The following is a 24,124-nucleotide window of genomic DNA, read 5'->3' as shown; positions in this document are numbered from 1 at the left end:
CCCGGGTCGGCGGGCGGGCGCCTTTGCGCAAGCAAACAGCGTCGCCCCGCCGGACTTATCCGTCGATGCGGATCGCGGCGTTATCCGGATCATATGGGCTGTCCTGCACGATCTCCGCATCCCACAACTGATCAAACATCTTGACCTGCAGCTTCGTGCCGGGCACCGCCAACTCAGGAGAGACATATCCCATGCCAATGGACTTTCCAAAGGCCACCGAATAGCCGCCCGAGGTAAGACGGCCCACGCGGGTCTCTCCATGGTAAAGCGCCTCGCGCCCCCACGGATCCGCGTCATCCGGCCCATCAATCAGCAACGTCACGCATTTGGAACGTACACCAATCGCTTCCATCGCAGCCTTGCCGTGAAAATCCTTACTGAGGTCCACAAAGCGCGGCAAATCCGCCTCCAGCGGTGTTGCATCCCGACCCAACTCAGTGCCGAATGCGCGATAAGATTTCTCCTGACGCAACCAGTTTTGCGCCCGCGCACCCACCAGCTTCATGCCATGAGATTCGCCCGCAGCAACCAGTTGATCCCAAAGGTAATTCTGCATCTCGATGGGGTGGTGTAACTCCCATCCCAATTCGCCGGTATAGGCCACACGGATCGCATTCACCGGACACATCCCCAACTCAATCTGCCGGGCTGACAACCAAGGGAAACGTTTGTTCGACAGCGCAGTCGCCGGATCAGCATCCTTGATCAGTGCGCCCAAAACATCCCGGGATTTCGGTCCGGCGATGGCAAACACACCCCATTGCGACGTCACATCATGGCACGACATCCAGCCAAATTCCGGGATTTTATCCTCGATCGCCTTGAGCAGGTAATCACTGTCATACGCCTGCCAAGCCCCCGCACTGACAAGGTAATACTCATCTTCGGCATTGCGCACGATGGTATATTCTGTGCGCGTCGTGCCGGCCTCTGTCAGCGCATAGGTCAGGTTGATGCGTCCCACTTTGGGCAAACGGTTGCAGGTGAACCAATCCAGAAACGCCGTCGCGCCGGGCCCGCGCAACACATGCTTGGTAAAGGCCGTCGCATCGATCAGGCCAACACCTTCGCGCACGGCTTTTGCTTCGTCATGGGCGTATTGCCACCAGCCGCCCCTCCGGAACGACCGGGCATCATGGTCAAAATTCTCAGGCGCATCCAGAGGCCCGTAGTAGTTGGGCCGCTCCCATCCGTTCACAAACCCAAACTGCGCGCCCTTGGCCGCTTGGCGGTCATAGGCAGGCGAGGTGCGCAAAGGCCTGCAGGCTGGCCGCTCCTCGTCCGGGTGATGCAGGATATAAACGTGCTCATAGCACTCTTCGTTCTTGCGCGCCGCAAACTCGGTCGTCATCCATTTGCCATAACGTTTGGGGTCAAGCGAAGCCATGTCAATCTCGGCCTCTCCCTCCACCATCATCTGCGCCAGATAATAGCCAGTGCCGCCTGCGGCGGTGATGCCAAACGAGAATCCTTCAGCCAGCCACATGTTGCGCAAACCCGGCGCAGGCCCGACCAGCGGGTTGCCATCTGGCGTGTAGCAAATCGGTCCGTTGAAATCGTCTTTAAGGCCGCTCTCCTCACAGGACGGGACCCGGTGGATCATCGCCATGTACTGGTCCTCGATCCGCTCCAGATCGAGCTGGAACAGATCGGCGCGGAAACTGTCGGGTACGCCATGCTCAAAGCGCGCAGGCGCTCCTTTTTCATAGACCCCAAGGATCCAACCACCTCGTTCTTCACGCACATAGGATTGCGCGTCAGCATCGCGGATCACCGGGTGTTCGGCATTGCCTACTTCACGGAACTCCACCAACGCAGGATCCTGTTCCATAACGATAAACTGATGCTCAACCGGGATCGCAGGCATCTTGATGCCCAGCATCTTGGCTGTGCGTTGGGCATGGTTGCCGCTCGCTGTCACAACATGTTCGGCGGTTATAACGATCTGCTCGTCAGAGGGGATCAGATTGCCGCCCTTTTCGACCATCTTGGTCGCTGTGACCTCCCAAGCCTCGCCAGTCCAATGGAAGGCATCTGCCTGCCACTTGCGCTCGATCATGACACCACGTTGGCGGGCTCCTTTGGCCATGGCCATAGTGACGTCGGCAGGGTTAATGTAACCATCCGTCTGGTGGTACAGCGCCCCTTTCAAGTCGTCAGTGTTGATCAACGGCCATTTCGCCTTGATCTGATCGGGGGTCATGAACTGGTAAGGAACTCCGCAGGTCTCCGCGGTGGAGGCATAGAGCATGTACTCATCCATCCGCTCCTGTGTCTGCGCCATGCGCAGGTTGCCCACAACGGCAAAGCCCGCATTCAGGCCGGTCTCTTCTTCCAGTGTTTTATAGAACCGAATGGAATAGTCGTGGATGTGCGTCGTCGCAAAGGACATGTTGAAATAGGGGAGCAAACCGGCTGCGTGCCACGTGGACCCAGACGTCAACTCATCCCGCTCCAGCAACATCACATCGTCCCAACCCGCGCGGGCCAGATGATATGCAATCGAAGTGCCAACGGCGCCGCCACCGACAACCAATGCTTTGACCTGCGTTTTCATGTGCCGACTCCTCGCAAAGACCTGAACACCCTTCTAGAAAACAAGGAGGCTCTCGCGCGCCAACAAGCCGACCGGTAACAGCGAAAAAACGACGCCCACCCGCACCGCCCTTCTCTGATTTTAATAAATCCCGGGGAGTCCGAAGGACGGGGCAGAGCCCCTAAAACATGGCGTCGCCCGCATGGGCGCCCACAGAATCAGCGCTTGAAGATTTTTCCTGGGTTCATAATGCCCAGCGGGTCAAACGCGTCCTTAATGGCCGCCATGAATTCGACAGCAGCCCCAAGCTCCTTGACCAGGTAAGGCATCTTGCCCTGCCCAATACCATGCTCGCCTGTGCAGGTGCCCTCCATCGCGATGGCCTCATCGGCGAGGTAAGCGGTGAATTCTTCGGCACGGGCCACTTCATCCGCGTCTGAAAGATCAATCAGAACAAGCGAATGAAAGTTTCCATCTCCGACATGGCCGACGATTGGGGCCAACAAGCCCAACGCCGCCGCTTTGGCCTGCGCCCCTGTCACGGCCTCTGCAAGGCGCGAAATAGGCACGCAGACATCCGTTGAAATCCCGTGCGCGCCGGGGCGCAACTGCAAGGTCGCCCAATACAGATCATGGCGCGCCTTCCACAACTTGTTGCGCTCTTCGGCTGTGCCCGTGGTCGCAAAGTCAAATCCACCCGCATCTTCGGCGATTGCCCCAAACATCTCGGCCTGTTCCACCACCGCATTGTCCGAGCCATGGAACTCCAACAGCAGCAACGGCGTCTCAGGTAAATCGAGGCCCGCATATGCGTTGGCTGCACGCACGTTCAACTCATCCATCAACTCGATACGGGCCACCGGTATGCCGTATTGGATCGTTGTCATCACCGCCTGACAGGCCGCATCAATAGAGGGAAACGACATACGCGCCGCACGGATAGCCTCTGGGATTCCCTGCAGCTTCAGCGTCACCTCGGTGATCAACCCAAGCGTGCCCTCAGAGCCGACCAATAGCCGGGTCAGATCATAGCCCGCAGATGTTTTCTTGGCCCGTTGCGCCGTGCGGATCACGCGCCCGTCGGCCATCACGGCCTCAAGCGCGATCACGTTGTCCTTCATCGTTCCGTAGCGCACAGCGTTCGTCCCGGATGCACGCGTCGACGCCATCCCCCCAAGCGACGCATTCGCTCCGGGATCAATCGGAAAAAACAGCCCCCGGTCGCGCAGATACGTATTGAGCTGTTCGCGGGTCACACCCGGTTGCACCACACAGTCCAGATCGTCCGCATTGACGGATAGGATCTTGTCCATGGTGCTGAGGTCCACACAGATCCCACCCGCCGGGGCGTTCACGTGCCCTTCAAGCGACGTTCCCGTGCCATAGCCTATCACAGGCACATGATGTATCGCGCAGACCTTGATGATGTCCGACACTTCCTTGGTTGAGGTCGGAAAGACCACGGCATCAGGGGCCTGCGGTTTGATGTAGGTGGTTGTGTGCGCATGCTGGTCCCGCATCGCTTGGCCAGTGTGAAACCGATCCCCGAACTGCTGTTTGAGAATACCAAGCGCAGTGGCAATCCCCTCTTCGTTTCGTGGCAGTTCAACGGCTTGTGCCATGCGTGTCTCCTCCAGTCGTGGCCCGGGTCATTCCCCGAGCGCAATTCCTTCGCGGCGTGGGTCGGCACCGCCCTGCAATCCATCACCGATCGCAATTGCATGCAAACCCGAGTTCAACCCGCGCACATTCACCTCATACCCCATCGCCTCAAGGGCGGGAACAAGGTCTGTCGCCGCAGTCTCTTCCTCAACATCAAAGGTTCCAAACCGGTTCACGGCATGGGGCATCGAGACCGCCTGCTGCACGTCCATACCCCAGTCCAAATACCCGATGATGGCCTGCGCTGTATAGCCGATGATCCGACTCCCCCCGGGGCTGCCAATGGCCAGCACCGGCGCGCCGTCCTTCATCACGATTGTCGGCGCCATGGATGAGCGCGGCCGCTTGCCTGGCGCAATGGCATTGGCAATCGGCACGCCGTCGTTATGAGTGGCAAAGCTGAAATCGGTGAGCTCATTGTTGAGCAGAAAACCGTGTACCATTAGCCGCGAGCCAAAGGCATTTTCAATAGTGGTGGTCATTGAGGCCACATTCCCAAAGCTGTCCACAATCGAGATATGCGAGGTCGAGGGTAGCTCTATGCTTTGATCATCCGCCCAGTTTAGGCTGTGATCAAACGCAGGCGTGCCCGGCGCAATCTCTTCCAACGCCTCAGCCCCGCCCAGCAATGCGCCACGCTGCGCCAGATAGGCAGGGTCGACCAGACCAGCGGTCGGCATCGGGACAAAGTCGCTGTCCGCCATGTACCTCCCCCGGTCCGCAAAAGCGAGGCGCGAGGCATCACCGATCAACCGCCAGCTGTCGGGGTTTTCAGCCCCCAATGCGGCCAGATCATAGGCGTCAAGCATCCCCAGTATCTGCCCAATCGTCAGCGCCCCGGATGAAGGTGGGCCCATGCCACAGACATCATGCGCGCGGTATGTCGCGCAGACCGGCGCGCGCTCTTTGACTTGATAGATGGCAAGATCAAGTTCAGACAAAACCCCTGGGTTGGCGGAAAATTCCTGCACCGTCTCCGTGATATCCTGCGCGATCTGCCCGGTATAGAACGCATCAGTCCCGCCAACGGCCAGTGCCCCAAGGGTCGCGGCATAGTCCGGATTTTGCAGCGTGGTACCGATAGCCAAGGGCACGCCATCGGGCAAAAAATAGTCCGCCGTAGCCGGGAAAACAGCAAGCCGTTCTGCGTCCCGCTCGATCAAACCGGCAAGACGCGGAGAGACCTCGAACCCGGTGCTTGCCAACTCAATGCCAGGTTCAAACAACGTCGCCCAAGGCTGATTGCCCCAGCGGGCATGTACCTCGGCCAGCAGCGCTGGCGTGCCCGGCGTGCCCACGGACCGACCGCCCACAACTGCGTCAAAGAAGCCCATGCGGCTGCCGTCTTCATTCAGGAATAACGTTGGTGTCACCGCCAGAGGGGCCGTTTCGCGGCCATCAAGTGTCGTCAAAGATTGTGTCGCGGCGTCGTACCAAACCAAGAACGCGCCACCACCCAAACCAGAGGATTGCGGCTCAACCAAGCCCAGAACCGTCTGGACAGCCACCAAGGCATCCGCCGCCGTGCCACCCGCAGCCAGCACATCAACACCGGCCTGCACCGCCAGCGGATTGGCGGCTGCAACCATATAACCCTCTGCCTCAACCGGAACACCGTCCGCTTTCGCAGCCAGCGCGTCTGCGACAGCCTGAGAGGTGACAACCGCGTCCCCACCCGTCCCGCTTTCGGGCTGAACCGCATCGGCGGCTTGCTGGGCCATGGCCGCACTGGCAAACATCGAAAACGCGACCGTCAAACAAAAACGCATGTCTCTCTCCTCTGGGCTCACAAGATTTTTCTCAAAAAACTTGAACGGAAAACGCGTCGTTTCCCGCCACGCTACAGCATAGATGGCACCACTTGATCCGGTGGCCGGTGCCCATCGTTGAAGGTCTTGATATTGATGATGACTTTTTCACCCATCTCGACGCGGCTTTCGCGGGTGGCCGAGCCCATGTGAGGCAAGAGCACGACGTTTTGCAATTCTCTCAGACGCGGATTTACCTCGCGCCCGTGCTCGTACACGTCCAGCCCCGCTCCTGCGATCTCACCTGCCCGCAACATGCGGGTCAGTGCGTTTTCGTCGATGACTTCACCGCGCGACGTATTCACGATCACTGCATCCGGCTTCATCAGCTTGAGACGGCGCGCATTCATCAGATGAAAAGTCGACGGGGTATGCGGGCAATTCACGCTGATCACATCCATGCGCGCGATCATCTGATCCAAACTTTCCCACCAAGTGGCCTGCAACTCGTCCTCGACCTCAGGGCGCAGGCGGCGCCGATTGTGATAATGGACCTGCATGCCAAAGGCCGCCGCACGTTTTGCGACTGCGCGCCCGATGCGCCCCATACCTAGGATGCCAAGACGCCGCCCGGCGATCCGTCCGCCAAGAAAAGCGGTGGGAGACCATCCATCCCAACGGCCAGCTTGCATCGCCGCCAACCCTTCAGGCAGGCGCCGGGTCACGGCCAGGATCAACCCCATCGTCATGTCAGCCGTGTCTTCAGTCAGAACGCCCGGGGTGTTGGACACCAGAATGCCGCGTTGGCGGGCCGTAGAAACGTCAATGTTGTCGACACCAGCCCCGTAATTCGCAATCAATTTCAATCGGTCACCGGACTGCCCGATCATGGCCGCATCCACGGTATCTGTGATTGTGGGCACCAGCACATCGGCTGATTTCATCGCCTCGACGATCTCGTTCCGGGTCATTGCAGTGTCATCTTCGCGCAGGCGCACATCAAACAATTCGCTCAACCGTGTCTCAACCTCGGCAGGCAACCGTCGCGTAACGACAACACTCAAGCGATCCTTTGGCATATGTGCTCTCCCCGGTCTTGGCGGTTGATCCATTTCATATCATGGTGGCGGAAGTGAGCACGAGGCACAAGAACCTCGGCCATTTCAAGAGGCGAGAGATGCGTATTCCTTACTCCATAACAGCCGCGCTGCGTGCGATGCTGTGTTTGTGTGTTCTGGCAGGTCACGCCATGGCCAAGGATGTGGGCCCGGTCACAAACTTGCCCATGCCGCGATATGTCTCGCTCAAGGCAGCGGAAGGGAATGTGCGACGCGGCCCATCGCTGTCCCACCGGATCGACTGGGTCTATACCCGTCGCGATATGCCCTTGCAGGTCACTGCAGAACACGGCCACTGGCGTCGTGTCGAAGACCGGGATGGTCTGGGCGGGTGGATACATTATTCGCTTCTGTCGGGAACCCGTACGGTTCTGGTCGAACAGGACATGCTTACCATTCGAACACGCCCCGAGGCCGAAGCCCCCGTGGCCGCCGCGCTGGAGGTTGGTGTGATCGCTCGCCTCGGGAAATGCGACCCTGAATGGTGCCGCGTCACCGCTGCCGGTTACAAGGGTTGGGCGCCCAAGGCCCGCCTGTGGGGTGTGGCGATGGACGAACTACGCGACTAATCCAGCGCCGCGACGACTCTGATTTCGACAACTGCCCCGACCCTGCGCAACCCGGCCACCTCAACGGCCGTCCACGCCGGATACGGATCGTGCAAATGCGCACGTCGCGCCGCATCAAAGACATCGAAATGATCGCGCAACCCAATGTGATAGCTGGTCATTTCCACAACAGAATCCAGCGTCAGGTCTGCTTCTGCGAGAACTGCGGCAATCTTTGTGAAACAGGCTTCAAACTGGGCGACATCCCCCTGCGGCATTGTCCCGTCGGCGCTGGCCCCGGTGACACCTGTCAGGAACACGAAGCCGTCTGCCGCGATACCCGGCGACATGCACGCCATTTCGCAAGCAGCGCGCAGCGCAGGCGGGATCAAAGCACGTTTAGGCATACTAAAATGTCCTGTTTGGGTGGTCGGGTCGGGGCTGGCCATTTCGGCCCGCTCGGTTACTCTTGACGCTAAACACAATTCATACTGGAAACACCTGATGCAAGCCATATCCTACACGGCCTTCGGAACTGCCGCTGACGTTCTGGAATTAAGTGAGATTCCAACTCCAACGCCAAAACCAGGCGAAGTACTTGTCCGGCTTGCCTTTTCCGGGGTGAACCCCTCTGACGTCAAAGCACGCTCCGGTGCGCGCCCCGGCGTGACCAAGCCGCCTTTTCCGCGCATCATCCCTCACAGTGACGGATCAGGTGTGATCGAAGCGGTTGGCGATGGTGTGCCAGAAGAGAGCGTTGGGGCCCGCGTCTGGATCTGGAACGGCCAATGGCAACGTCCCTTCGGCACTGCGGCGACGCACATCTGCCTGCCTGCATCTCAGGCCGTTAGACTGCCCGACGCAGTATCGCAGGAAACCGGAGCGATCCTGGGCATACCCGGGCTGACGGCCAGCCACGCAGTGTTCGGTGGCGGCGAAGTGGCCGGCAAAACGGTTTTGGTGCAAGGTGGCGCAGGCACTGTCGGCCTTTTGGCGGTCCAACTGGCCAAGTGGGGTGGCGCGCGCGTGATCGCAACAGCACGGGGCGATGGGATAACAGCCGCAAGTAAAGCGGGCGCGGACGTGGTTCTAGACTACTCTGGCGACGATCTGGCCCAAGCGATATTGACAGAAAACAACGGCGCTTTTGTTGATCGGATTGTAGAAGTCGAGTTCGGGCTAAACGCCGCGGTCGATGCCGAGGTCATCACCCCAAATGGCACCATCGCCGCATATGGGTCAGCCAAAGAAATGACCCCAACGCTCGCCTTCGGGCCAATGTTGTTCAAGGCCGCAACCATTGACATCCTGCTGATTTATCTGCTGCCAAAGACGTTGCGCGATCAGGCCATTCAGCATCTGCACAATGCACTCGAACAGGGCGCTTTGACGTGCCCTGTTGCGGAAACCTTTGCGTTGGCTGACTGCGCCGCGGCTCACGTCGCCGTCGAAGCAGGCAATCGCTCAGGCGCAATCCTGTTGGACACGCAGGCATGATCCGCGCGCTGATCCTTTTGCTCTGTCTGAGCGTTGGCCCGGCTTTTGCGCAAACCACGCCCCAACCCCAAGGCACGATCGCAGTCGAAGACAGCGCATCCCAAGACGCGGCCATTGCCATGCGTATCCGCGGCATCCTTAACGAACTGGACGGCTACCAGGGAATTACGGTCACCGTCTCTTCCGGCATTGTAACCCTGCGCGGCACCACCATCGACACACCACAAGCCGCCCGCCTGAACGATATCGTGTCAAGGATCGCAGGCGTTGTCGCTATCGAAAACGAAGTCGCCGAAACAACGGATCTGGTGGCACGGCTCAACCCAGCGGTTGATCGATTTCGAACGCGCCTCTCACAAGGCGTTGCGCTCTTGCCGCTGGCCGCAGTCGCGCTGTTCGCATTTGCGATTGTCTTTATTGCGGGTATCTTGCTCGCCCGGATGCGTCGTCCATTGGATCGTATCGCGCCGAACGCCTTCATCGCGAATATCTACCGCCAGATCCTGCGCATGGTATTTTTTGTGAGCGGACTGGTCATCGCTCTGGATATCCTTGGGGCGACCGCCCTTCTTGGAACAATCCTTGGGGCGGCTGGGATCGTCGGCCTCGCCATCGGTTTTGCGGTACGTGACACGGTGGAAAACTTTATCGCCTCGATCATGCTCTCGATACGCCAACCTTTTCGCCCAAACGATATCGTGGAAATCGAAGGAGATGTGGGCAAGGTCATTCGCCTGACCAGTCGGGCCACCATTTTGCTCAGCTTTGACGGAAATCACATCCGGATTCCCAATGCCACGGTGTTCAAAAGCCGGATTGTGAACTACTCAACAAACGAGGAGCGCCGGTACGATTTTCAGATTGGCGTGGCCTCGGACGGAGATCTGGAGCAGGTCCGCGACTTGGCAGAACAGGTGGTTGCAGACCTTCCCTTTTCTCTAAAGGATCCAGCACCCATGACTTGGATCGACCGGATTGGGGACGGTGCAATTATTCTTGTGGTCACAGGCTGGATTGATCAGCGCAAGACATCGCTTGCCCGCGCTAAGGGCGAGGCCATCCGGATGGTTAAATCGGCGATTGAAGCTGAAGGAATCGAGGTCCCGGACACCACGTATCGCATTCAATTGCTAGGAGGAGGAGAAGAGAACGCGCCTCCACCCGCCATGCGAAAAGCCCAACTTGTTCCAAAACAACAGCCCATCGCAGCCGAAGACGTCGAAGATACTTCGCAGGCCTCCCTCGACCGCCTAGTCGAGGCTGAACGAAACGATCCCGAAACCCCCGACCTATTGACGGATGACGGACTAACCGAATGACAAGGTTTTTGCGGTAAAAGGGCTTGCGCGCTGTTCAATGGCAGACTAATTAGCGCGTCACGTTGGGATGTAGCCAAGTGGTAAGGCAACTGTTTTTGGTACAGTGTACCGTAGGTTCGAATCCTACCATCCCAGCCACACACTCCCTAATTGCAAATTTAGCATAAGCGTGCAAATCCAGCGCGTTTCATGCAAATGCGTGTCAAGAATTTTTTTAACAAAGCAACCGGCACAGGTTTCAAGCCCTGTGCCATTTGGCAGAGACCTGACACACCCGAGCTCTTGGCTAACAAATATTGCATTTGGCAGCTCTATCTACAGCGAAGTTCTTGGCAGACACGCCGTTCATCGCCGCTATCCGAGAGAGGAAAGAAGGTATGGTTTCTCTGTTTTTCGGTGTTGGTCGCAGCTGTAGAGGTTTTAACATTTTGGCAAGCGATGAAGTTTGAGGGGATGCCTGCGTATTATCCTCCAGGACCGCTTCGCAGTCCACCAAAAGGGCGGGCCACTTCCGTTTGGTCAGTATAGCGGACACTCGTGCCAAATGCCGCGAATGACTGCACTGAGCCCCTAGTTACCGATACTGTACATTGTAAGAATGACAGCAATCCACAACTAGCTGACATTGACTGCAAAATTGGCAGCACAGGAAAGCCGAAAGAAATTCGACGTTTTACTTCCTTCAGGTGATGGAGTTGATTTTGCAAACAGTAGATTGCCGATCACGGGCCAATGTCCGGGCTTCGGCATGGGTAAGTGTTCGCAGTGCTTCTTCAGCTGACAGCCCTTTGGCCCGCGATTTTGACCAAATGTTATGAACGGAGGCTGGCGACCATGGCAAGGCCGCCTGTGCGACCCACTGACGAACGGGTGCAGGCAATTCGTCAAAGGCATCCATAGGGTCACCGGAACGCCTTTTGCGACGCAGGCTGCTCTGTCCGAGATTGCGATTCATATTTCGTCTTCCGGATCTGCGACAGGATCGAGCACGAGGACGAACCGGGTCTGGCCGGTTCCTTCGATTGGTGGTGAACGATGGAGCAAGCCGGATGGCGGATCGGCGGGCCAGAGGGTTCCGCGCAATAGACAGGGTGCGCCGGTCTTTACTGTGAAGACACGTGTTGGTTCCGCACCGTCGACTGAGACGCCGTATTGCGTTCCTGTGCCGCGATAGGTGCAAATCAGGCGCGCCGAGATAGAATCGATGTGAAACCTGCGGCAGGCATTTGACTTCACGACATCCAGACGAAGTCGCAGATATCTGGCCAGCAAAAGATTGGAAAACACCTCAGCCAGTCCTGTAATGTCACTCTGTAGCCAGTCACGCTCTGAACCTGTGGGCATTCCGGCAATGTCAAAGAGATGTTGCACCGTGTCCGCCACCTCATGAGGCTGTAAAATGACCCGTCCTCGCGGCAGAATGTCCGGTGGAAGTTTATCCAACCAGGATTGAACATACTGTGGCGTTTGCTTGCGCCAGATAGCCGCGGCGCATCCGGGTTTGAGAAATACATCGAGCGCGGTGGGTTCATCCGCGATGCCCACGCCGATGGCCGCATTTTGGACCTCCGTTCGTATTAGGTTCATGCGGCGTCCTCGACGCGGCGCCAGCCAGGGAATGGGTCAGGCATATCGAGAGGCAAGGCATCAGGTCCGGCCGCCAAAACAGTTGGAACAAGGCAGGCGTCCAGTTTGGACTTCAAGGCAGCCCAGTCAATGTCTGCTCCAATGAACACTAGCTCTTGACGACGGTCACCCCACGGCTCCAGCCAATGCTGTTGCATGTACTCGCGTGAAGATGCGTGATCGGGCCAGCGTTCCTGCGGGACAGAAGCCCACCAGGTACCAATCGGTTTGACACTGGACAATGCACCGGCAAGTGAAAACTCGGCAACCCACTCAGGCCGTGTAGCAATCCAGAAATGCCCCTTTGCGCGGATCACTCCGGACATTTCACCGTTAAGGACTGCCAGAATTTCTTCAGGAATGAAGGGCTGGCGTGCTCGATAGACGTAGGACGCGACACCATATTCTTCAGTCTCGGGCACGTGATCCGCAAAACCGTAAAGCTCTTTGGCCCACATCGGATGCTCATGCGCCTTTTCGAAATCGAAAAGGCCGGTATCGAGGATTTTCTCGGCCGCGACTTCGGAATGATTGGTTTCTATGATTTCGGCATCTGCGTTCAGGCTGCGGATTATTTTGCGGGCCGCATCAACCTGTCCCTCCGTCGCATCGGCCACCTTGTTCAGGATCACCACATCGGCAAATTCCATCTGGTCGGTCAGCAGATGTACAAGCGTGCGCTCATCCTCGTCCCCCATGACCTCGCCTCTGTCACGCAGAAAATCGTGGCTCGAGAAGTCTCTGAGCAGGTTCACAGCGTCCACCACAGTCACCATGGTATCCAGCCGGGACACATCAGACAGGCTTTCGCCCAATTCGTCCCGGAAATCGAAAGTAGCAGCAACCGGCAATGGTTCGGAAATTCCCGTGCTCTCGATTAGCAGATAGTCAAACCGTCGCTCCGCCGCCAACCGGCGCACCTCATCGAGAAGATCGTCCCGCAACGTGCAACAGATGCAGCCGTTGGACATCTCGACCAGCGTCTCATCTGTGCGGCTGAGTTCTGTGTCAGCACGAACAAGGTCTGCGTCGATGTTCACCTCGGACATGTCATTGACGATGACAGCCACGCGCCGCCCCTCACGATTGTTGAGAACACGGTTAAGCAAGGTTGTTTTGCCCGCGCCCAGAAATCCGGACAGGACCGTGACGGGAAGCCGAGTATCTGACATATGTGCTCTCCAGAGGATATAATAACGATCACGCAACTTACGCAGTTGCTAGACAAATGCAACTGCCATTGTTACGTGTATTGGCGTTTTGGAGGAACTCTGCGCATGAAGCGGAACAGTCGCTTATCTCTCGCTTTGCATACGCTCAGCCACATGGCGGGTGATCCTGACCGCGTGAGAACATCAGCGGATATTGCCGGTCACGCCGGAACGAATCCCGTGGTCGTGCGTCGTGTGCTTGGGAAACTCCGGGAAGCGGGTCTTTTATCGTCTGAAAAGGGACATGCTGGTGGGTGGCGGCTCGCCAAACCAGCCCGCGGAATCACGCTTGCAGATGTCTATCTGGCTTTGGATGAGCGGCTCGTGTCGGGAAGCGACAGCGCCCCTGCACCGTCTCTTTGCAGCGTCGAAACGGGCCTTCAAACGCGCGTTGCAGAAGTCCTCGAAGACATTGAAGAAAGTCTTGTGCAGAGGTTGCGCGAAACCTCAATCACAGATGTTCATCCAAGGTCAACCATATTAACATTCTGAAATATAACACATTACTGGCAATCAGAGATGCGGAAACGTCTATTTACTTGGGAACCGCAGGGTTAGGCAGAACACAATCACAATTGCTTTGTTGTCTGATTATCAACACGAGCCGCGACCCCCTACTTTCGGATGCGCCACCATCAAAACGGGCAACTGCCGCCCCTACAGCCTCGCGGTCTTGAGGGTTATCGATCATAGCTCTTATGGCGCCAGCAGAGTAGCCGAGACTACTGGCTCGGTTCACGACAGCTCCGCCCGCCTTAGCAGGGTGCGCTACAGAAATAATTAGAGAACTTTTGCAAGCGCATCAGAAAAGCGCTTCAAACCACGTCGACCTGAGATTCCACAAACGCCTAGCTCGAATGCGCGGATTTGTACGCCGTCCGCAACGACCCTTCCAAATCCTACTGCATGCCCAACCTCATCACTTGAGGATAGAGTCGCTTTCACTGACCTTGGATACACCAGAGCAACCTCGGAAATTCCAGTTGCGCGTGCGAAAGCAAGAGACTCATAAATGTCTGCATTCGAGATCGACTGGGAAGAACGATCCACATGTCCCTTGTATTTGGCGTCTACGATTAACCGGCGGACTCCTGTCGTACCGGTTATTGTGACGATAGCATCAGGAAAAACGTTTAGAGCTCTGATTACACCATCTTGTGTTCTGGTTCCTAGCTTGTTTGACGATTGGAGTTGGACGTTACTGGGTGAAAAGGCATTGCGTAAAGATAATGAAATAAGTTGCTCCCAAACTTGCCATGTTTGCATAACATAGCCTGGAGCAAGTGCGTTTTTCGGATCATAAGCGCCTCCCAAACCTCGCAAAATATCTAGAGAAAGATCAAATGTTGGCTGCCAAGCTTTAGAGCGGCTTGGTAAGCTTCGATCCTGAAGACGCAGCGGCCTTGGCTGATAGGGTAGATGTTGTGCAATGCTCACCTGAATATCTTCGAGAGCCCTTGCCACACCCTTCACACAGCTTGCTACAGTCACCACATATCTGGTCAATGTAATCGACCACGTCCTCAGGTGTGTCGGGCCGTGCCGGGTCACTGGGAGGGCGATTTAATCGTTGGTTCAAACAACAGCTACATTGCCACGTTGGTCGAGCGTCATTCCCGATTTGTGATGCTGGCGAAGGTCGAAAACAAGGACACCCAAAGCGTCATTACAGCTCTCATCAAGCAAGCGCGCAAGCTGCCGAAGGATCGGTATCGGTCGCTGACCTGGGACCGTGGATCTGAGATGGCCGGCACCGCAAGTTCACTATGGCCACAAAGATCGACGTCTATTTTTGCGACCCACAGTCGCCTTGGCAAAGAGGTAGCAACGAAAACACCAATCGATTGCTACGCCAATATTTCCCCAAAGGCACCGACATATCGGGCTTTAGCCAAGCGAAACTCAGCGCCGTCGCCCGCCAGCTTAACGAGAGACCCCGAAAGACCTTGCAATACCAAACACCTGCTGAGAAGTTTGACGCATGTGATGCGGCGACCCGTTGAAACCACAGGACTTTCCGGACGATCACACTTTATGTGTTTTCCCACCCAAATGGCCAAAAGAATTGTCATTCACGATCATCGCAGCAAATGATGGCTTTGAACCCGACTCCGGCATGTAAGCTGACATTGTGATCCACTTCAGCGTCGCTACCGTAACTACAACAGTGCTAATACAAAAAAGGAAGTAGTCCGATGAAACAAGTTAGTGTTCTGAAACTGACGAAGCTTGTTAGTTCGGCGCTGTTGGTAGTGGCTATAACCACTCAATCCGCTTTGGCATGCACAGGAATCGTTCTTCAGTCGACAGACGGCACAACAGTGCCTGCGCGGACCATGGAGTTTGGTTTTGACATTCAGTCAAATGTTTTAGCGGTTCCAGCCGGGACATCGATTGAAACACTCGGCTTAAATCCTGATGAGACGGGCTTCGCGTACGAGGCAAAATACGGCTTTTTAGGTGCTAACGGATTGGACATGCCAATTGTATTCGATGGCGTGAACACAGAAGGCCTATATTTTGGCGCATTCTATTTTGCCGGTGACGCGGTCTTCTCTGAACTGACCGATGCAAATCGCGACCGGGCGGTTTCTTCTGAAGAAATGGGAAACTGGATTCTCGGTCAGTTCTCTACAGTCTCTGAAGTAAGGGCTGCACTTCCATCGATTGACGTCGTGGGTACCTACGTTGCCGAAATTGACGGATTTGCGCCGTTTCATTATGCAGTGACCGACTCTACGGGCGCCTCGATTGTGATCGAGTACACCGAGAGTGGTCTTACGGTTTATGACAACACGGTGAATGCCGTCACAAATAACCCATCTTACGATTGGCACTTGACCAACCTCAGAAACTACGTGGGCCTTCAAAGTGAAAACCGCGGTTCGATGAGTGTTGGCTCAGAAAACATCGCGCCATTCGGACAAGGCAGCGGCCTATTGGGCTTACCGGGTGACCATTCCTCACCGGCTCGATTTGTCCGCGCTGTTGCTTTCGCGAACACATCTCTCCCGTCTGATGATGTTGACGCCGCAATCTTCAAAGCTTTCCACATACTGAATGTTTTTGACATTCCAAAGGGGTCTATTCGCGAGTCGGTTGGCGATGGCATCCACACTGACTACACACTGTGGACATCAGCGGCTGACACAGCCAACGCGCGGTACTTTTATAAAACGTATTTGACCCAAAGCGTTGAGAGCATTGACGTTAGAAAAGCCGTGTCGTCGATAAAGGAGCCTACAACACTTATCATGGAAAGCGGTTTCAAGGTCCGCGACAGAACGGGTGAGTTTTAATGTAGGTGACTGGTAAATTTCTTTTTATGATTGCCCTACTGGTGGACACGGTTCTGCCAACGGCATCTGGGGCAAATGCGCCAGCATCGAAATGCGAGCCCTGTAACTGACGGTCAAATTTTGGTCGCAACCGGTACTCACTATCTCATGAGATCGAAGACTTAGGCAAAATATTACCCCCTGTAACGACTGCTCCGGGCTCGAAGCCGCCATTCGCCGCATCGCCGACCAATGACCGCTCTGCGGACTAAGCGGTCGTTCTACACGGTTCTTCAGTTGCTTAATCATCTAGTGACCACTAAATTGCCCCGGTCGCCATTGTGCGGCCGGGGCAGAACCTTCTGAAAAACTCCTGAGACAACCACTCACGGATACTCAACAGGTGGAAGAAAGTTCTTTCAAGCCGCCATTATTGTCAATATGATAATTTTGGAGGCTCGTCTCGATCTGATGAATATCTTTAGAAGGTTACTATTTTGAGCAAAAAGAAGTTGAACTTGAAGCTTTCGGCACTTTTGGAACTGCGCAGCATGCTGCGGGTTATGGAAGATGAGGTCGGACTGAGCAGTCTTACGCAAGTAGAAATGGATGTGTTTCTTGCGGCGCACGCTTTGTCAGAAGTGCAAGGAGACATGATCGCATCAGAAGAAATCCGAAACCATACCTTAACCTTGGGGATCCCGCAGGCGTCATATCATAGGGCATTGCGGTCGTTGATATCCTTGGGTTTGCTCGAAAAAGCAGATGGATACAAGTCGAGGCACTACGTGGTCCGCAACGATTTTGCTAATAGCTAACGGGTCCCTCTGACGTCTTCGGTTGTCAACAAGCCCTTGGATGGAGTGGCGATGTCAATTTCCTCGATATTTCCGACCTCACATTAAATGTGTGCCCTCTGTGAGCTTTGTGATCATCATCCTCGCCTACGTCTTGTGTCACGGATTAATAGCGATGGTGGTAACACCTTTGCAAAGTTTGATCCTGCCTGAAATCACGGTATTCGCGAGCCTTGTTTATCTACCGCACGGAGTCAGGGTTCTTGCGACATGGGCGTATGGCTGGAAAGCTGTCCTTGCACTGGCGGTCGGCGCGAGTATGTCCGCCTGGCTTTTCAGCCCGTCCGAAGACTTGCGCCTCCTTGAATCTGCTTTAGTTCAAAGCATCCTTGTAGGCTCAGCTTCGGCGTTTATCGCTTTTGAGATTGCGCGTCTTGCTGGTTTTGACTTGTATTTTGGCGGATCAAGAAAACTGCATTGGAAGGGTATGATCGCCGTTGGAGCTTTGTCTTCGGTTATCAATTCGCTCGGCCAAACGATAGTGTATTCAGGGCTTATTGATCTTGAGAAAGTCATCTGGGTTTGGGCGATCTATGCCGCTGGAGACTTGATTGGTTTGGTCGCGTGTATGTTCGCATTGTTGTTCATATTTCGATGGAGCCGGGTATTCGGTGCCCTGAGACGCTGAAGGAAGAAGAGGCGAGAAATGGCCGTATTATGCTTCCATGCTGCTGAAAACTAAGAAATCCCTCTGTGTTCGATTAGACGGCTTTGGGCTCAGAACCGCCGTTCAACGCGTTCTGCTGCAACGGCTGCTTTGGGCTCGCCCAGTAAGTCTCCAACACTCCAACCCGGTGAAATCAGTGCAGGAACCGAAAATCCGGACGAGTTTTACTTGGGCGGTGGCCTGAGCGGAAGAATGACTGATGATGCCCCCGAATTGGATGCCGCAGCGCCACATCCGATTACGCAGAAAATGAAGGATGCCTCCCGCGACGCCGCGGGCGCAAAGAAAACAAAACTGACGTCCGTGAACGACAAGAACCGTCCAATTGGTCCGCCTAAGAATATGGGAAAATTCACATGAGCTTTATTGATCCAGACAGATTCAAATTCGGAACTGAGTTAAGGAATTCTCACTTTGAATTCAGTCGCGCGAAACCATTGAGAACGGCGTTCAGCAGATGCCTCGAAGATCAGTTCCGCAGTCAACTGATTGACGGCGTAGAGGCACGCGGTCTGGTGGTTACCGGTAGCTCGAGAGTCGGAAAATCCAGGGAACTGAAGAAGCTGATTGGTACATTCAATGCGAGCAAGACGCAGATGCCTGACGGCAGGCCGGCGAAAATTGTCAGTTGCGTTCTGTCCGGCTGAGTAAGCTTCAAAGACCTTGGGGTCAAAACACTTACAGCGCTCGGATATGAGGTCCAAAGGGCTCGTACGCAAGAATACATCTGGGAGCGAGTATTGGACCAAGCGCAGGGTCAGGGCGTCGTGGGCATCCACTACGATGAATGCCAGCATGTATTTTCTGCGGGCGCGAAATCGAATGCGGTCTTTCTAGACAGCTTTAAGTCAATGATGAAAGAGCCCCGCTGGCCCTTGATGTTGATCCTTTCCGGCGTGCCCACATTGTCCGATTACGTGGGCTCCTATCAACAACTCGACGCGCTCATGGACCCCGTTCATTTCGACGAGATCAACCTCAAGTATGATGAAGATGAAATTGTCAAATTGTTGTTCACCTACGCGGAGAAAGCGGAGATCGATATTGCACAACTGGTTACTAAGAACTTTCTGAGCAGGCTCGACTACGCATGCGTTCATCGCTGGGGCCTTGTCATCGAGCTGTTCATTGACACCCTCACTAAAGCAAAACTGGAGGGCAAAGGCGAACTCGAGCTGGAAGACTTCGCTGAACAATTTGCACTACGAACGGGCACTACAAAGGAGTATTCTCCTTTCTCGGAACCAGACTACGTCGAGGCATTTGACACCGCGAGAATGCTTAAACTGAGCGAATAGCCCACCGTATCTGACTCAACACTTTCCTGTTCTCAGCAGCCCGCATTTCATGCGGGCTTTTTCTTCGGCCAGTGTTTGCACGCTTATGCTTCCGGCCTTGCACGGTTATGGTGTCCAGCGAAAATGGGCTCAAATTAAGTCATTGTTTTTATTTACTATTTGGCGACAGTCCGCGCGAGAAATCAGTGATTCGCGCACGCTTATGATCAATTTGCAATTATTAGCTAGCGAGAGATTGCCCGGTATCGTGGCGCGTTTTTTTGACGCTAGGCCTGTGGAATTACAGACAAAAGCGGGAACCCAAACGGGAATCCAACCAATTTCGGACCCCAGTCTCAGTTTGCCATTCCGGCGTTACAAGTTTGAGGAAAGGGGAGGCTTGGCTTACAGCTTCGCGAACTGCTCGCGCTGGTTTGACCATGCAGCAGGCAGGCCCGACTTGATGATCGTGCCGGACGACAGGCCATCTGGTTGCTCACCTTTTTTGGCCGAAACTCCGTACCGCGCCAATGTCTGTGCACCCAGCAGGAACTGAAGCGAAAGATATTTGGCCGTCAGGCGACCAAATATCTTCTTCCAGCGGTTAAAACACTGCGCGTGATCGCGTGCGTCGATGAACCCAACCGACTATGCGGTTGGGAACCATAGGACATCGGCTAAAATTGCCTCAACATTTAGAAGCGGCAATCTGACCCTTGGTTTTTTCAATTGCAAAAAGCACTCACAAAAAGACCAAGTCAATTGCTTCGGCTTGTTCTGATGTCAGACCACAAAAAAGAATGGAGTCGGTTTCCCCATAGTCAAGACGAAGTCCCCGGTCGTCTTCAAGCCAGCTGGTTTCCCCCTCAGATATTCCACCCAGCCAAACTGCATCCTCCAGTATATCGAATTTTCTGACTTCGTCTTGGCCATCGTTGAACCGGAACTCAAAAACATCCGCACCTGCGTCGCCGTATAGGCTGTCATTTCCGGCGCCGCCGTTCAGAATGTCAGCCCCTTCTCCTCCGCTCAAAACGTCAGCCCCATCGCCGCCAAAAATGACATCATTTCCATCGTTTCCGAACAGCCTGTCTGATCCGGCATCGCCGCGCAGGATGTCGTCTCCGAGCATTCCGTTGATATGATCATCGCCTTCTGCTCCGGATAAGGTGTCGTTGCCGATATTACCGGTGATCCGGTTGTCACCCGTACTGCCTACCCCGGTGAAACCTCCATCGCCGAAAAAGACCAGTTCCTCGACATTCTCAGAGAGTGCGAAGTCCGCAGAGGCATGGACCACATCGTAACCCTCACCGGCGTATTCGATAACGGTGTCAAAAGCGTCTGAGACCTTGTAGGTGTCGTCACCCGCACCACCATAGGCGATATCCGCACCGGCGTTCCCGGACAGCAAATCACGCCCTGCCCCACCGTACATCACATCATCACCCTCGCCAGGGCACAATACATCGTCTCCATCACCGCCGAAGACCACATCGTCGCCCAGACCGCCGTGCAGCTTGTCGTTGCCTGCGCCTCCGTACAACTCGTCCACGCCATCGTTGCCATGCAGCTTGTCATGCCCTTCGCCGCCAAAAATAATGTCGTTGCCAGCCCCGCCCATTAGATTGTCGTTACCCGCCTGCCCGTCGATAAGGTTATCGTTTTTGTTACCTACGATCATGTTACGCAACTCGTTTCCGGTGCCGGTGCTCGCCGAGGAGTTCTTATCCAGCCACAGGTTTTCGAGACCAGAGCCTAAGGTGAAATCCACCTTGGACTTAACTGTATCCGTTCCGCTGCCGCCCTCTTCGGACACCACGTCCGCAACGTTATCCACGAAGTATATGTCATTCCCGGTTCCACCAAACATCTGATCAGCACCTGCGCCGCCGTCCAAAACGTCGTTGTCCTCTTCGCCGTAGATTACGTCGTTGCCGTCCTGTGCACGGATGAAGTCGTTTCCTGCACCGCCATAAATGTCATCATCACCAAGACCCGAAAAGATCTTGTCTCGTCCGCCATAGCCAAGAATGACATCGTTAAGGCCGTCTGACCCATCGATCTGCGTACCATCTGCATCAGTAAACCCGACCATGTGGTCGGCATCGATGCCACCTTGAACCGGAGATGTGTCAATTCTCAAAACCGCAGTATCAGTGACACCGCTGCTGTTGCTGATGGAATAGGTAAGCTCCGCAGAAACGTCACGTGGCAGTTGCCCAGGCGTGACCGCCACACGACCGTCTCCGAGATATGTGACGATCTCTCCATTTTGAAGAGTGAGGGTGCCAAGAGCAGCGACTTCGACCCCGTTCAGGTGGGTCAGAACCAATGTATCACCATCAGTCACCTTGTCGTTGGCGAGCAAATCAATAATGGTCTGTTCCCCCTTCGCGGCCAGTTGCACTATGTCATCTTCCGCGATTGCAACCGTTACTTCCGGCGCTCGGATCAGAACCGTAGAGGATGTGTCGATGCCCAAAAAGGGATCGACACCGCGGGTATCCATTGCGCCGTCATTGCTGGATACTTTTGGTGCCTCGGCAAGCAGCTCCATCTGAAGGTTACCGTCGGCCTCGGTCACGATCTTGTAGAAACCGCCAGCGTTCCCTGTGCTACCGTCGAGATCATGGTCGGTGTTGTTAGCGCCGACATAAACATTGCCGTCCGCATCGACGATGGTCGCACCGAAGGCACCGGATGGAATGCCGGATTTGACCTCACCATTCACTATCGTTCCGGCGATCGTCTGTGTTGTGACAATCGGCTCGCCACCCAGACTGACCTCGGAGATGTCGATGGCGACCAAAGTTCCCGGCAGCCCAGTCGATCCGCCATGCGCAACGCCAAAGAACGTCTGCGTCGCCGCATGGTAGGCAAGATCGGCGAGCCCCGCCGTGGACATCCCAATCGGTGCCAAGTCGATAGTACGACTGGCCAAAGTGCCATCAAGGTTCGCTTCTGAAAGGTCATAGACTACGGCCCGGCTCAAGCCGCCGTTGAATGTCCAGAGGTTGCCTTGATCGTCGACATCGCCAATGTATGACCCCATGATGCCGGGCGAGACCGCAAAAGTCGCCCCAGTCGCATCCATGGCAATCACGTCATTTCGGGAAATCGTGTTGCCGACAGCATCAACACCATTCGACCGTGCAATGCCGTAGATCAGGTCATGCTCGGCAGAGTAGCCGATCGCATTTACGTTAACTGCATCCGGTGTTTCTGCCTCAGTATAGCTGTTGGTTTCGAGATCGAATTTTACCAATTGTCCATTCAGCACCTGATAGATGAAGTTCTGACCAGGCGCGAATGCGCTGACCGTCACTTCCTCACCCAGAAAAGTCATTTGGCTCAAATACGAAGGAATGACGCCAGAGGTATCGATTGCACTGTCCGCCCCCGCGTTGACGTCAGTGATTTTGAACTCAAGCTGTGAAACCTCTCCTGTTCCCAGGAATTCAAATGTGTAAGTTTCGAATACACCGCCTTCGTGATAGAAATTCCCAATGGCTTTGCCGTTGTAGAACACTTCGACAGTCACATTCTGCACATCCGCCGCAAGGTTCGCCGCAAGATTGAAATCCAATTCGTACGTCACGTCCTGCACGGTCTCGACCGTTGTCGACAGCACTGGCGTGCCATCCACCTCAACTTCGCCTACCCAGTGTTCTGAAACGGCGTATTGATCGAAGGTAAGCTTGTCGCCCGTTTCCTGAAGCAAGTTGTCCATTTTCTGTTGATCCTATTTATCCTGCGATCCAGTCTGGTCGCTAACTGTTCATTTCCGCGGCGCAGAAGGTGCACCACCACTTGTTTCTCGATCCCGTGGGACAATGCTGGCGCGTACCAGCGCACTGAGTTTCACATCCGCAGAGCCTCAGGTACGCGTGCATCTTTGCGAACCAGTGCGCCCAGCATTGCTCCATAGGAAGTCTTGCCCAGCTGATGCAGGGCGTTCTCGACGGTAGCCCCCGCGCTCCATCCATGGCAGAAGGCAGCCCCATCTGGTGAACCGAATAATTCGCCAGACCGCTGAAAACGCTGAACGGCCTGCCCCGCTTCAAGCAGCGCATCATGGGTACCAGCGTCAAACCACTCGATCCCGGCGCCGAGCCTTTGAACACTCAAAGCCCCTTCTTCCAGGTAGCTTTGGAGCAGTGTGACGATTTCAAATTCACCACGTTCAGAAGGCTTCACAGCGCGTGCACGAGACGGCGCATCCGCATCAAGGAAATAAAGACCTGTGATGGCGGAATTGGATGGAGGCTTGCTCGGCTTTTCGACAATACCCGTGACACGATCACCTGCAAAAGCGGCTACGCCATAGCGTTCTGGGTCACTTACCTCGCAGGTAAAAATGGTTCCGCCGGAAAGTGCCGCATTCGCGGCAACCAGATGTGGAGACATGCCATCCCCCAGAAACAAGTTATCGCCAAGCGCCAGCGCAGAAGGCGCACCATCAAGAAAGCCTTCAGCCAGCAAATAGGCTTGCGCGATACCGTCCGCTGTCGGCTGCACGATCCATTCCAGTAGAATTCCCCATTGGCTCCCATCGCCCAGCAGCCGTTGGAAAAGCTGTTGATCTTCTGGTGTGGTGATGATGGCGATTTCGCGGATCCCGGCCTGCATCAGCACGGTGAGGGGATAGTAAATCATCGGCTTGTCATAGATTGGCAAGAGCGGCTTGCTGACGCTATTTGTCAGCGGTCTGAGGCGTGTACCTTTGCCACCGGCCAGAATTATTCCTTTGCGTTGCATGGCGACGCTCTCCTTCGAT

General features: G+C 55.3%; 21 protein-coding genes, 1 tRNA gene and 1 pseudogene. 12 read left to right on the top strand and 11 right to left on the bottom strand.

The window, feature by feature from the left end; all coding sequences use genetic code 11:
- Positions 1-55 precede the first annotated feature (55 nt).
- The 4 genes from DHN60_RS04965 to DHN60_RS04950 form a co-directional block, all read right to left on the bottom strand.
- The gene (locus DHN60_RS04965; protein WP_108836173.1) at positions 56-2,557 is read right to left on the bottom strand and encodes an FAD-dependent oxidoreductase; all 2,502 of its coding nucleotides are present in this window, start codon (positions 2,555-2,557) and stop codon (positions 56-58) included.
- Positions 2,558-2,754: 197 nt separating this feature from the next.
- On the bottom strand, positions 2,755-4,158 hold the full coding sequence (locus DHN60_RS04960) for an FAD-binding oxidoreductase (RefSeq protein ID WP_108836172.1): 1,404 nt from the start codon (positions 4,156-4,158) through the stop codon (positions 2,755-2,757).
- 27 nt (positions 4,159-4,185) lie between these two features.
- Positions 4,186-5,967, bottom strand: a complete 1,782-nt coding sequence (ggt, locus tag DHN60_RS04955) for a gamma-glutamyltransferase (protein WP_108836171.1) — start codon at positions 5,965-5,967, stop codon at positions 4,186-4,188.
- 71 nt (positions 5,968-6,038) lie between these two features.
- Complete coding sequence (locus DHN60_RS04950; RefSeq protein ID WP_108836170.1) at positions 6,039-7,025, bottom strand: D-glycerate dehydrogenase; 987 nt, start codon at positions 7,023-7,025, stop codon at positions 6,039-6,041.
- A gap of 137 nt (positions 7,026-7,162) precedes the next feature.
- Between DHN60_RS04950 and DHN60_RS04945 the strand changes: the two genes are divergently transcribed.
- A complete protein-coding gene (locus tag DHN60_RS04945) occupies positions 7,163-7,633 on the top strand; it encodes an SH3 domain-containing protein (RefSeq protein ID WP_234423540.1) in 471 nt (156 codons plus the stop codon).
- Here the strand turns inward: DHN60_RS04945 and DHN60_RS04940 are convergent.
- The gene (locus DHN60_RS04940) at positions 7,630-8,019 is read right to left on the bottom strand and encodes a Rid family hydrolase (RefSeq protein WP_108836348.1); all 390 of its coding nucleotides are present in this window, start codon (positions 8,017-8,019) and stop codon (positions 7,630-7,632) included. The genes DHN60_RS04945 and DHN60_RS04940 overlap by 4 nt on opposite strands.
- A 97-nt stretch (positions 8,020-8,116) precedes the next feature.
- Here DHN60_RS04940 and DHN60_RS04935 point away from each other — a divergent pair, with 97 nt between their 5' ends.
- From DHN60_RS04935 to DHN60_RS04925, 3 genes are all read left to right on the top strand, one after another.
- Positions 8,117-9,109, top strand: coding sequence for an NADPH:quinone reductase (locus tag DHN60_RS04935; RefSeq protein ID WP_108836168.1), 993 nt, complete (start codon positions 8,117-8,119; stop codon positions 9,107-9,109).
- On the top strand, positions 9,106-10,428 hold the full coding sequence (locus DHN60_RS04930) for a mechanosensitive ion channel family protein (RefSeq protein WP_108836167.1): 1,323 nt from the start codon (positions 9,106-9,108) through the stop codon (positions 10,426-10,428). The genes DHN60_RS04935 and DHN60_RS04930 overlap by 4 nt, the downstream gene beginning before the upstream one ends.
- A gap of 63 nt (positions 10,429-10,491) precedes the next feature.
- Positions 10,492-10,566: transfer RNA gene (locus DHN60_RS04925), tRNA-Gln, on the top strand.
- A gap of 544 nt (positions 10,567-11,110) precedes the next feature.
- On the opposite strand, the gene DHN60_RS22585 is transcribed toward DHN60_RS04925, so the two are convergent.
- The 3 genes from DHN60_RS22585 to DHN60_RS04910 are packed head-to-tail and all read right to left on the bottom strand — an operon-like array spanning position 11,111 to position 13,226.
- Complete coding sequence (locus tag DHN60_RS22585; RefSeq protein ID WP_108836166.1) at positions 11,111-11,383, bottom strand: DUF6525 family protein; 273 nt, start codon at positions 11,381-11,383, stop codon at positions 11,111-11,113.
- Positions 11,380-12,015, bottom strand: a complete 636-nt coding sequence (locus DHN60_RS04915; protein ID WP_108836165.1) for a DUF1826 domain-containing protein — start codon at positions 12,013-12,015, stop codon at positions 11,380-11,382. Before DHN60_RS04915 ends, DHN60_RS22585 begins: the two co-directional genes overlap by 4 nt.
- Positions 12,012-13,226, bottom strand: a complete 1,215-nt coding sequence (locus DHN60_RS04910) for a GTP-binding protein (protein WP_108836164.1) — start codon at positions 13,224-13,226, stop codon at positions 12,012-12,014. Before DHN60_RS04910 ends, DHN60_RS04915 begins: the two co-directional genes overlap by 4 nt.
- A 105-nt stretch (positions 13,227-13,331) precedes the next feature.
- Here DHN60_RS04910 and DHN60_RS04905 point away from each other — a divergent pair, with 105 nt between their 5' ends.
- Positions 13,332-13,757, top strand: a complete 426-nt coding sequence (locus DHN60_RS04905; RefSeq protein WP_108836163.1) for an Rrf2 family transcriptional regulator — start codon at positions 13,332-13,334, stop codon at positions 13,755-13,757.
- 288 nt (positions 13,758-14,045) lie between these two features.
- Here the strand turns inward: DHN60_RS04905 and DHN60_RS04900 are convergent, their stop codons facing one another.
- Positions 14,046-14,756 carry an McrC family protein gene (locus tag DHN60_RS04900; RefSeq protein ID WP_234423524.1) on the bottom strand — a complete coding sequence of 237 codons (711 nt, stop codon included), beginning with the start codon at positions 14,754-14,756 and terminating at the stop codon, positions 14,046-14,048.
- A gap of 42 nt (positions 14,757-14,798) precedes the next feature.
- On the opposite strand from DHN60_RS04900, the pseudogene DHN60_RS04895 reads away from it, so the two are divergent.
- The 7 genes and pseudogenes from DHN60_RS04895 to DHN60_RS04870 form a co-directional block, all read left to right on the top strand.
- Positions 14,799-15,268, top strand: a pseudogene (locus DHN60_RS04895) (IS30 family transposase); the annotation flags it as partial.
- 192 nt (positions 15,269-15,460) lie between these two features.
- On the top strand, positions 15,461-16,564 hold the full coding sequence (locus DHN60_RS04890; protein ID WP_108836162.1) for a linear amide C-N hydrolase: 1,104 nt from the start codon (positions 15,461-15,463) through the stop codon (positions 16,562-16,564).
- A 476-nt stretch (positions 16,565-17,040) separates the two neighbouring features.
- Positions 17,041-17,361, top strand: coding sequence for a hypothetical protein (locus DHN60_RS04885; protein ID WP_234423523.1), 321 nt, complete (start codon positions 17,041-17,043; stop codon positions 17,359-17,361).
- Positions 17,362-17,461: 100 nt separating this feature from the next.
- A complete protein-coding gene (locus tag DHN60_RS04880; RefSeq protein WP_234423522.1) occupies positions 17,462-18,028 on the top strand; it encodes a hypothetical protein in 567 nt (188 codons plus the stop codon).
- A gap of 231 nt (positions 18,029-18,259) precedes the next feature.
- Entirely contained in the window at positions 18,260-18,427 is a 168-nt protein-coding gene (locus DHN60_RS22220; RefSeq protein WP_159089118.1) for a hypothetical protein, read from the top strand.
- Entirely contained in the window at positions 18,424-18,714 is a 291-nt protein-coding gene (locus DHN60_RS04875; protein WP_108836161.1) for a hypothetical protein, read from the top strand. The genes DHN60_RS22220 and DHN60_RS04875 overlap by 4 nt, the downstream gene beginning before the upstream one ends.
- 93 nt (positions 18,715-18,807) lie before the next feature.
- Positions 18,808-19,365, top strand: coding sequence for a hypothetical protein (locus tag DHN60_RS04870; protein WP_108836160.1), 558 nt, complete (start codon positions 18,808-18,810; stop codon positions 19,363-19,365).
- A gap of 721 nt (positions 19,366-20,086) precedes the next feature.
- On the opposite strand, the gene DHN60_RS04865 is transcribed toward DHN60_RS04870, so the two are convergent.
- Positions 20,087-23,077: a calcium-binding protein gene (locus DHN60_RS04865; protein ID WP_108836159.1), complete on the bottom strand. Its 2,991-nt coding sequence runs from the start codon at positions 23,075-23,077 to the stop codon at positions 20,087-20,089.
- Positions 23,078-23,208: 131 nt separating this feature from the next.
- Entirely contained in the window at positions 23,209-24,105 is an 897-nt protein-coding gene (locus DHN60_RS04860) for a sugar nucleotidyltransferase (protein WP_108836158.1), read from the bottom strand.
- Positions 24,106-24,124: the final 19 nt, after the last annotated feature.

The organism is Tateyamaria sp. Alg231-49, assembly GCF_900143535.1.
In the GTDB taxonomy this organism is placed as follows: domain Bacteria; phylum Pseudomonadota; class Alphaproteobacteria; order Rhodobacterales; family Rhodobacteraceae; genus Tateyamaria.
Note: the sequence above shows the minus strand (reverse complement) of the source record. Positions and strands in the feature narration are given on the sequence as shown.

What these genes read in the sequence shown, in the direction of transcription:
- DHN60_RS04965 (WP_108836173.1), bottom strand. Translation starts at nt 2,557, where the DNA reads ATGAAAACGCAGGTCAAAGCATTGGTTGTCGGTGGCGGCGCCGTTGGC.
- DHN60_RS04960 (WP_108836172.1), bottom strand. Translation starts at nt 4,158, where the DNA reads ATGGCACAAGCCGTTGAACTGCCACGAAACGAAGAGGGGATTGCCACT.
- ggt (WP_108836171.1), bottom strand. Translation starts at nt 5,967, where the DNA reads ATGCGTTTTTGTTTGACGGTCGCGTTTTCGATGTTTGCCAGTGCGGCC.
- DHN60_RS04950 (WP_108836170.1), bottom strand. Translation starts at nt 7,025, where the DNA reads ATGCCAAAGGATCGCTTGAGTGTTGTCGTTACGCGACGGTTGCCTGCC.
- DHN60_RS04945 (WP_234423540.1), top strand. Translation starts at nt 7,163, where the DNA reads ATGCTGTGTTTGTGTGTTCTGGCAGGTCACGCCATGGCCAAGGATGTG.
- DHN60_RS04940 (WP_108836348.1), bottom strand. Translation starts at nt 8,019, where the DNA reads ATGCCTAAACGTGCTTTGATCCCGCCTGCGCTGCGCGCTGCTTGCGAA.
- DHN60_RS04935 (WP_108836168.1), top strand. Translation starts at nt 8,117, where the DNA reads ATGCAAGCCATATCCTACACGGCCTTCGGAACTGCCGCTGACGTTCTG.
- DHN60_RS04930 (WP_108836167.1), top strand. Translation starts at nt 9,106, where the DNA reads ATGATCCGCGCGCTGATCCTTTTGCTCTGTCTGAGCGTTGGCCCGGCT.
- DHN60_RS22585 (WP_108836166.1), bottom strand. Translation starts at nt 11,383, where the DNA reads ATGAATCGCAATCTCGGACAGAGCAGCCTGCGTCGCAAAAGGCGTTCC.
- DHN60_RS04915 (WP_108836165.1), bottom strand. Translation starts at nt 12,015, where the DNA reads ATGAACCTAATACGAACGGAGGTCCAAAATGCGGCCATCGGCGTGGGC.
- DHN60_RS04910 (WP_108836164.1), bottom strand. Translation starts at nt 13,226, where the DNA reads ATGTCAGATACTCGGCTTCCCGTCACGGTCCTGTCCGGATTTCTGGGC.
- DHN60_RS04905 (WP_108836163.1), top strand. Translation starts at nt 13,332, where the DNA reads ATGAAGCGGAACAGTCGCTTATCTCTCGCTTTGCATACGCTCAGCCAC.
- DHN60_RS04890 (WP_108836162.1), top strand. Translation starts at nt 15,461, where the DNA reads ATGAAACAAGTTAGTGTTCTGAAACTGACGAAGCTTGTTAGTTCGGCG.
- DHN60_RS22220 (WP_159089118.1), top strand. Translation starts at nt 18,260, where the DNA reads ATGACTGATGATGCCCCCGAATTGGATGCCGCAGCGCCACATCCGATT.
- DHN60_RS04875 (WP_108836161.1), top strand. Translation starts at nt 18,424, where the DNA reads ATGAGCTTTATTGATCCAGACAGATTCAAATTCGGAACTGAGTTAAGG.
- DHN60_RS04865 (WP_108836159.1), bottom strand. Translation starts at nt 23,077, where the DNA reads ATGGACAACTTGCTTCAGGAAACGGGCGACAAGCTTACCTTCGATCAA.
- DHN60_RS04860 (WP_108836158.1), bottom strand. Translation starts at nt 24,105, where the DNA reads ATGCAACGCAAAGGAATAATTCTGGCCGGTGGCAAAGGTACACGCCTC.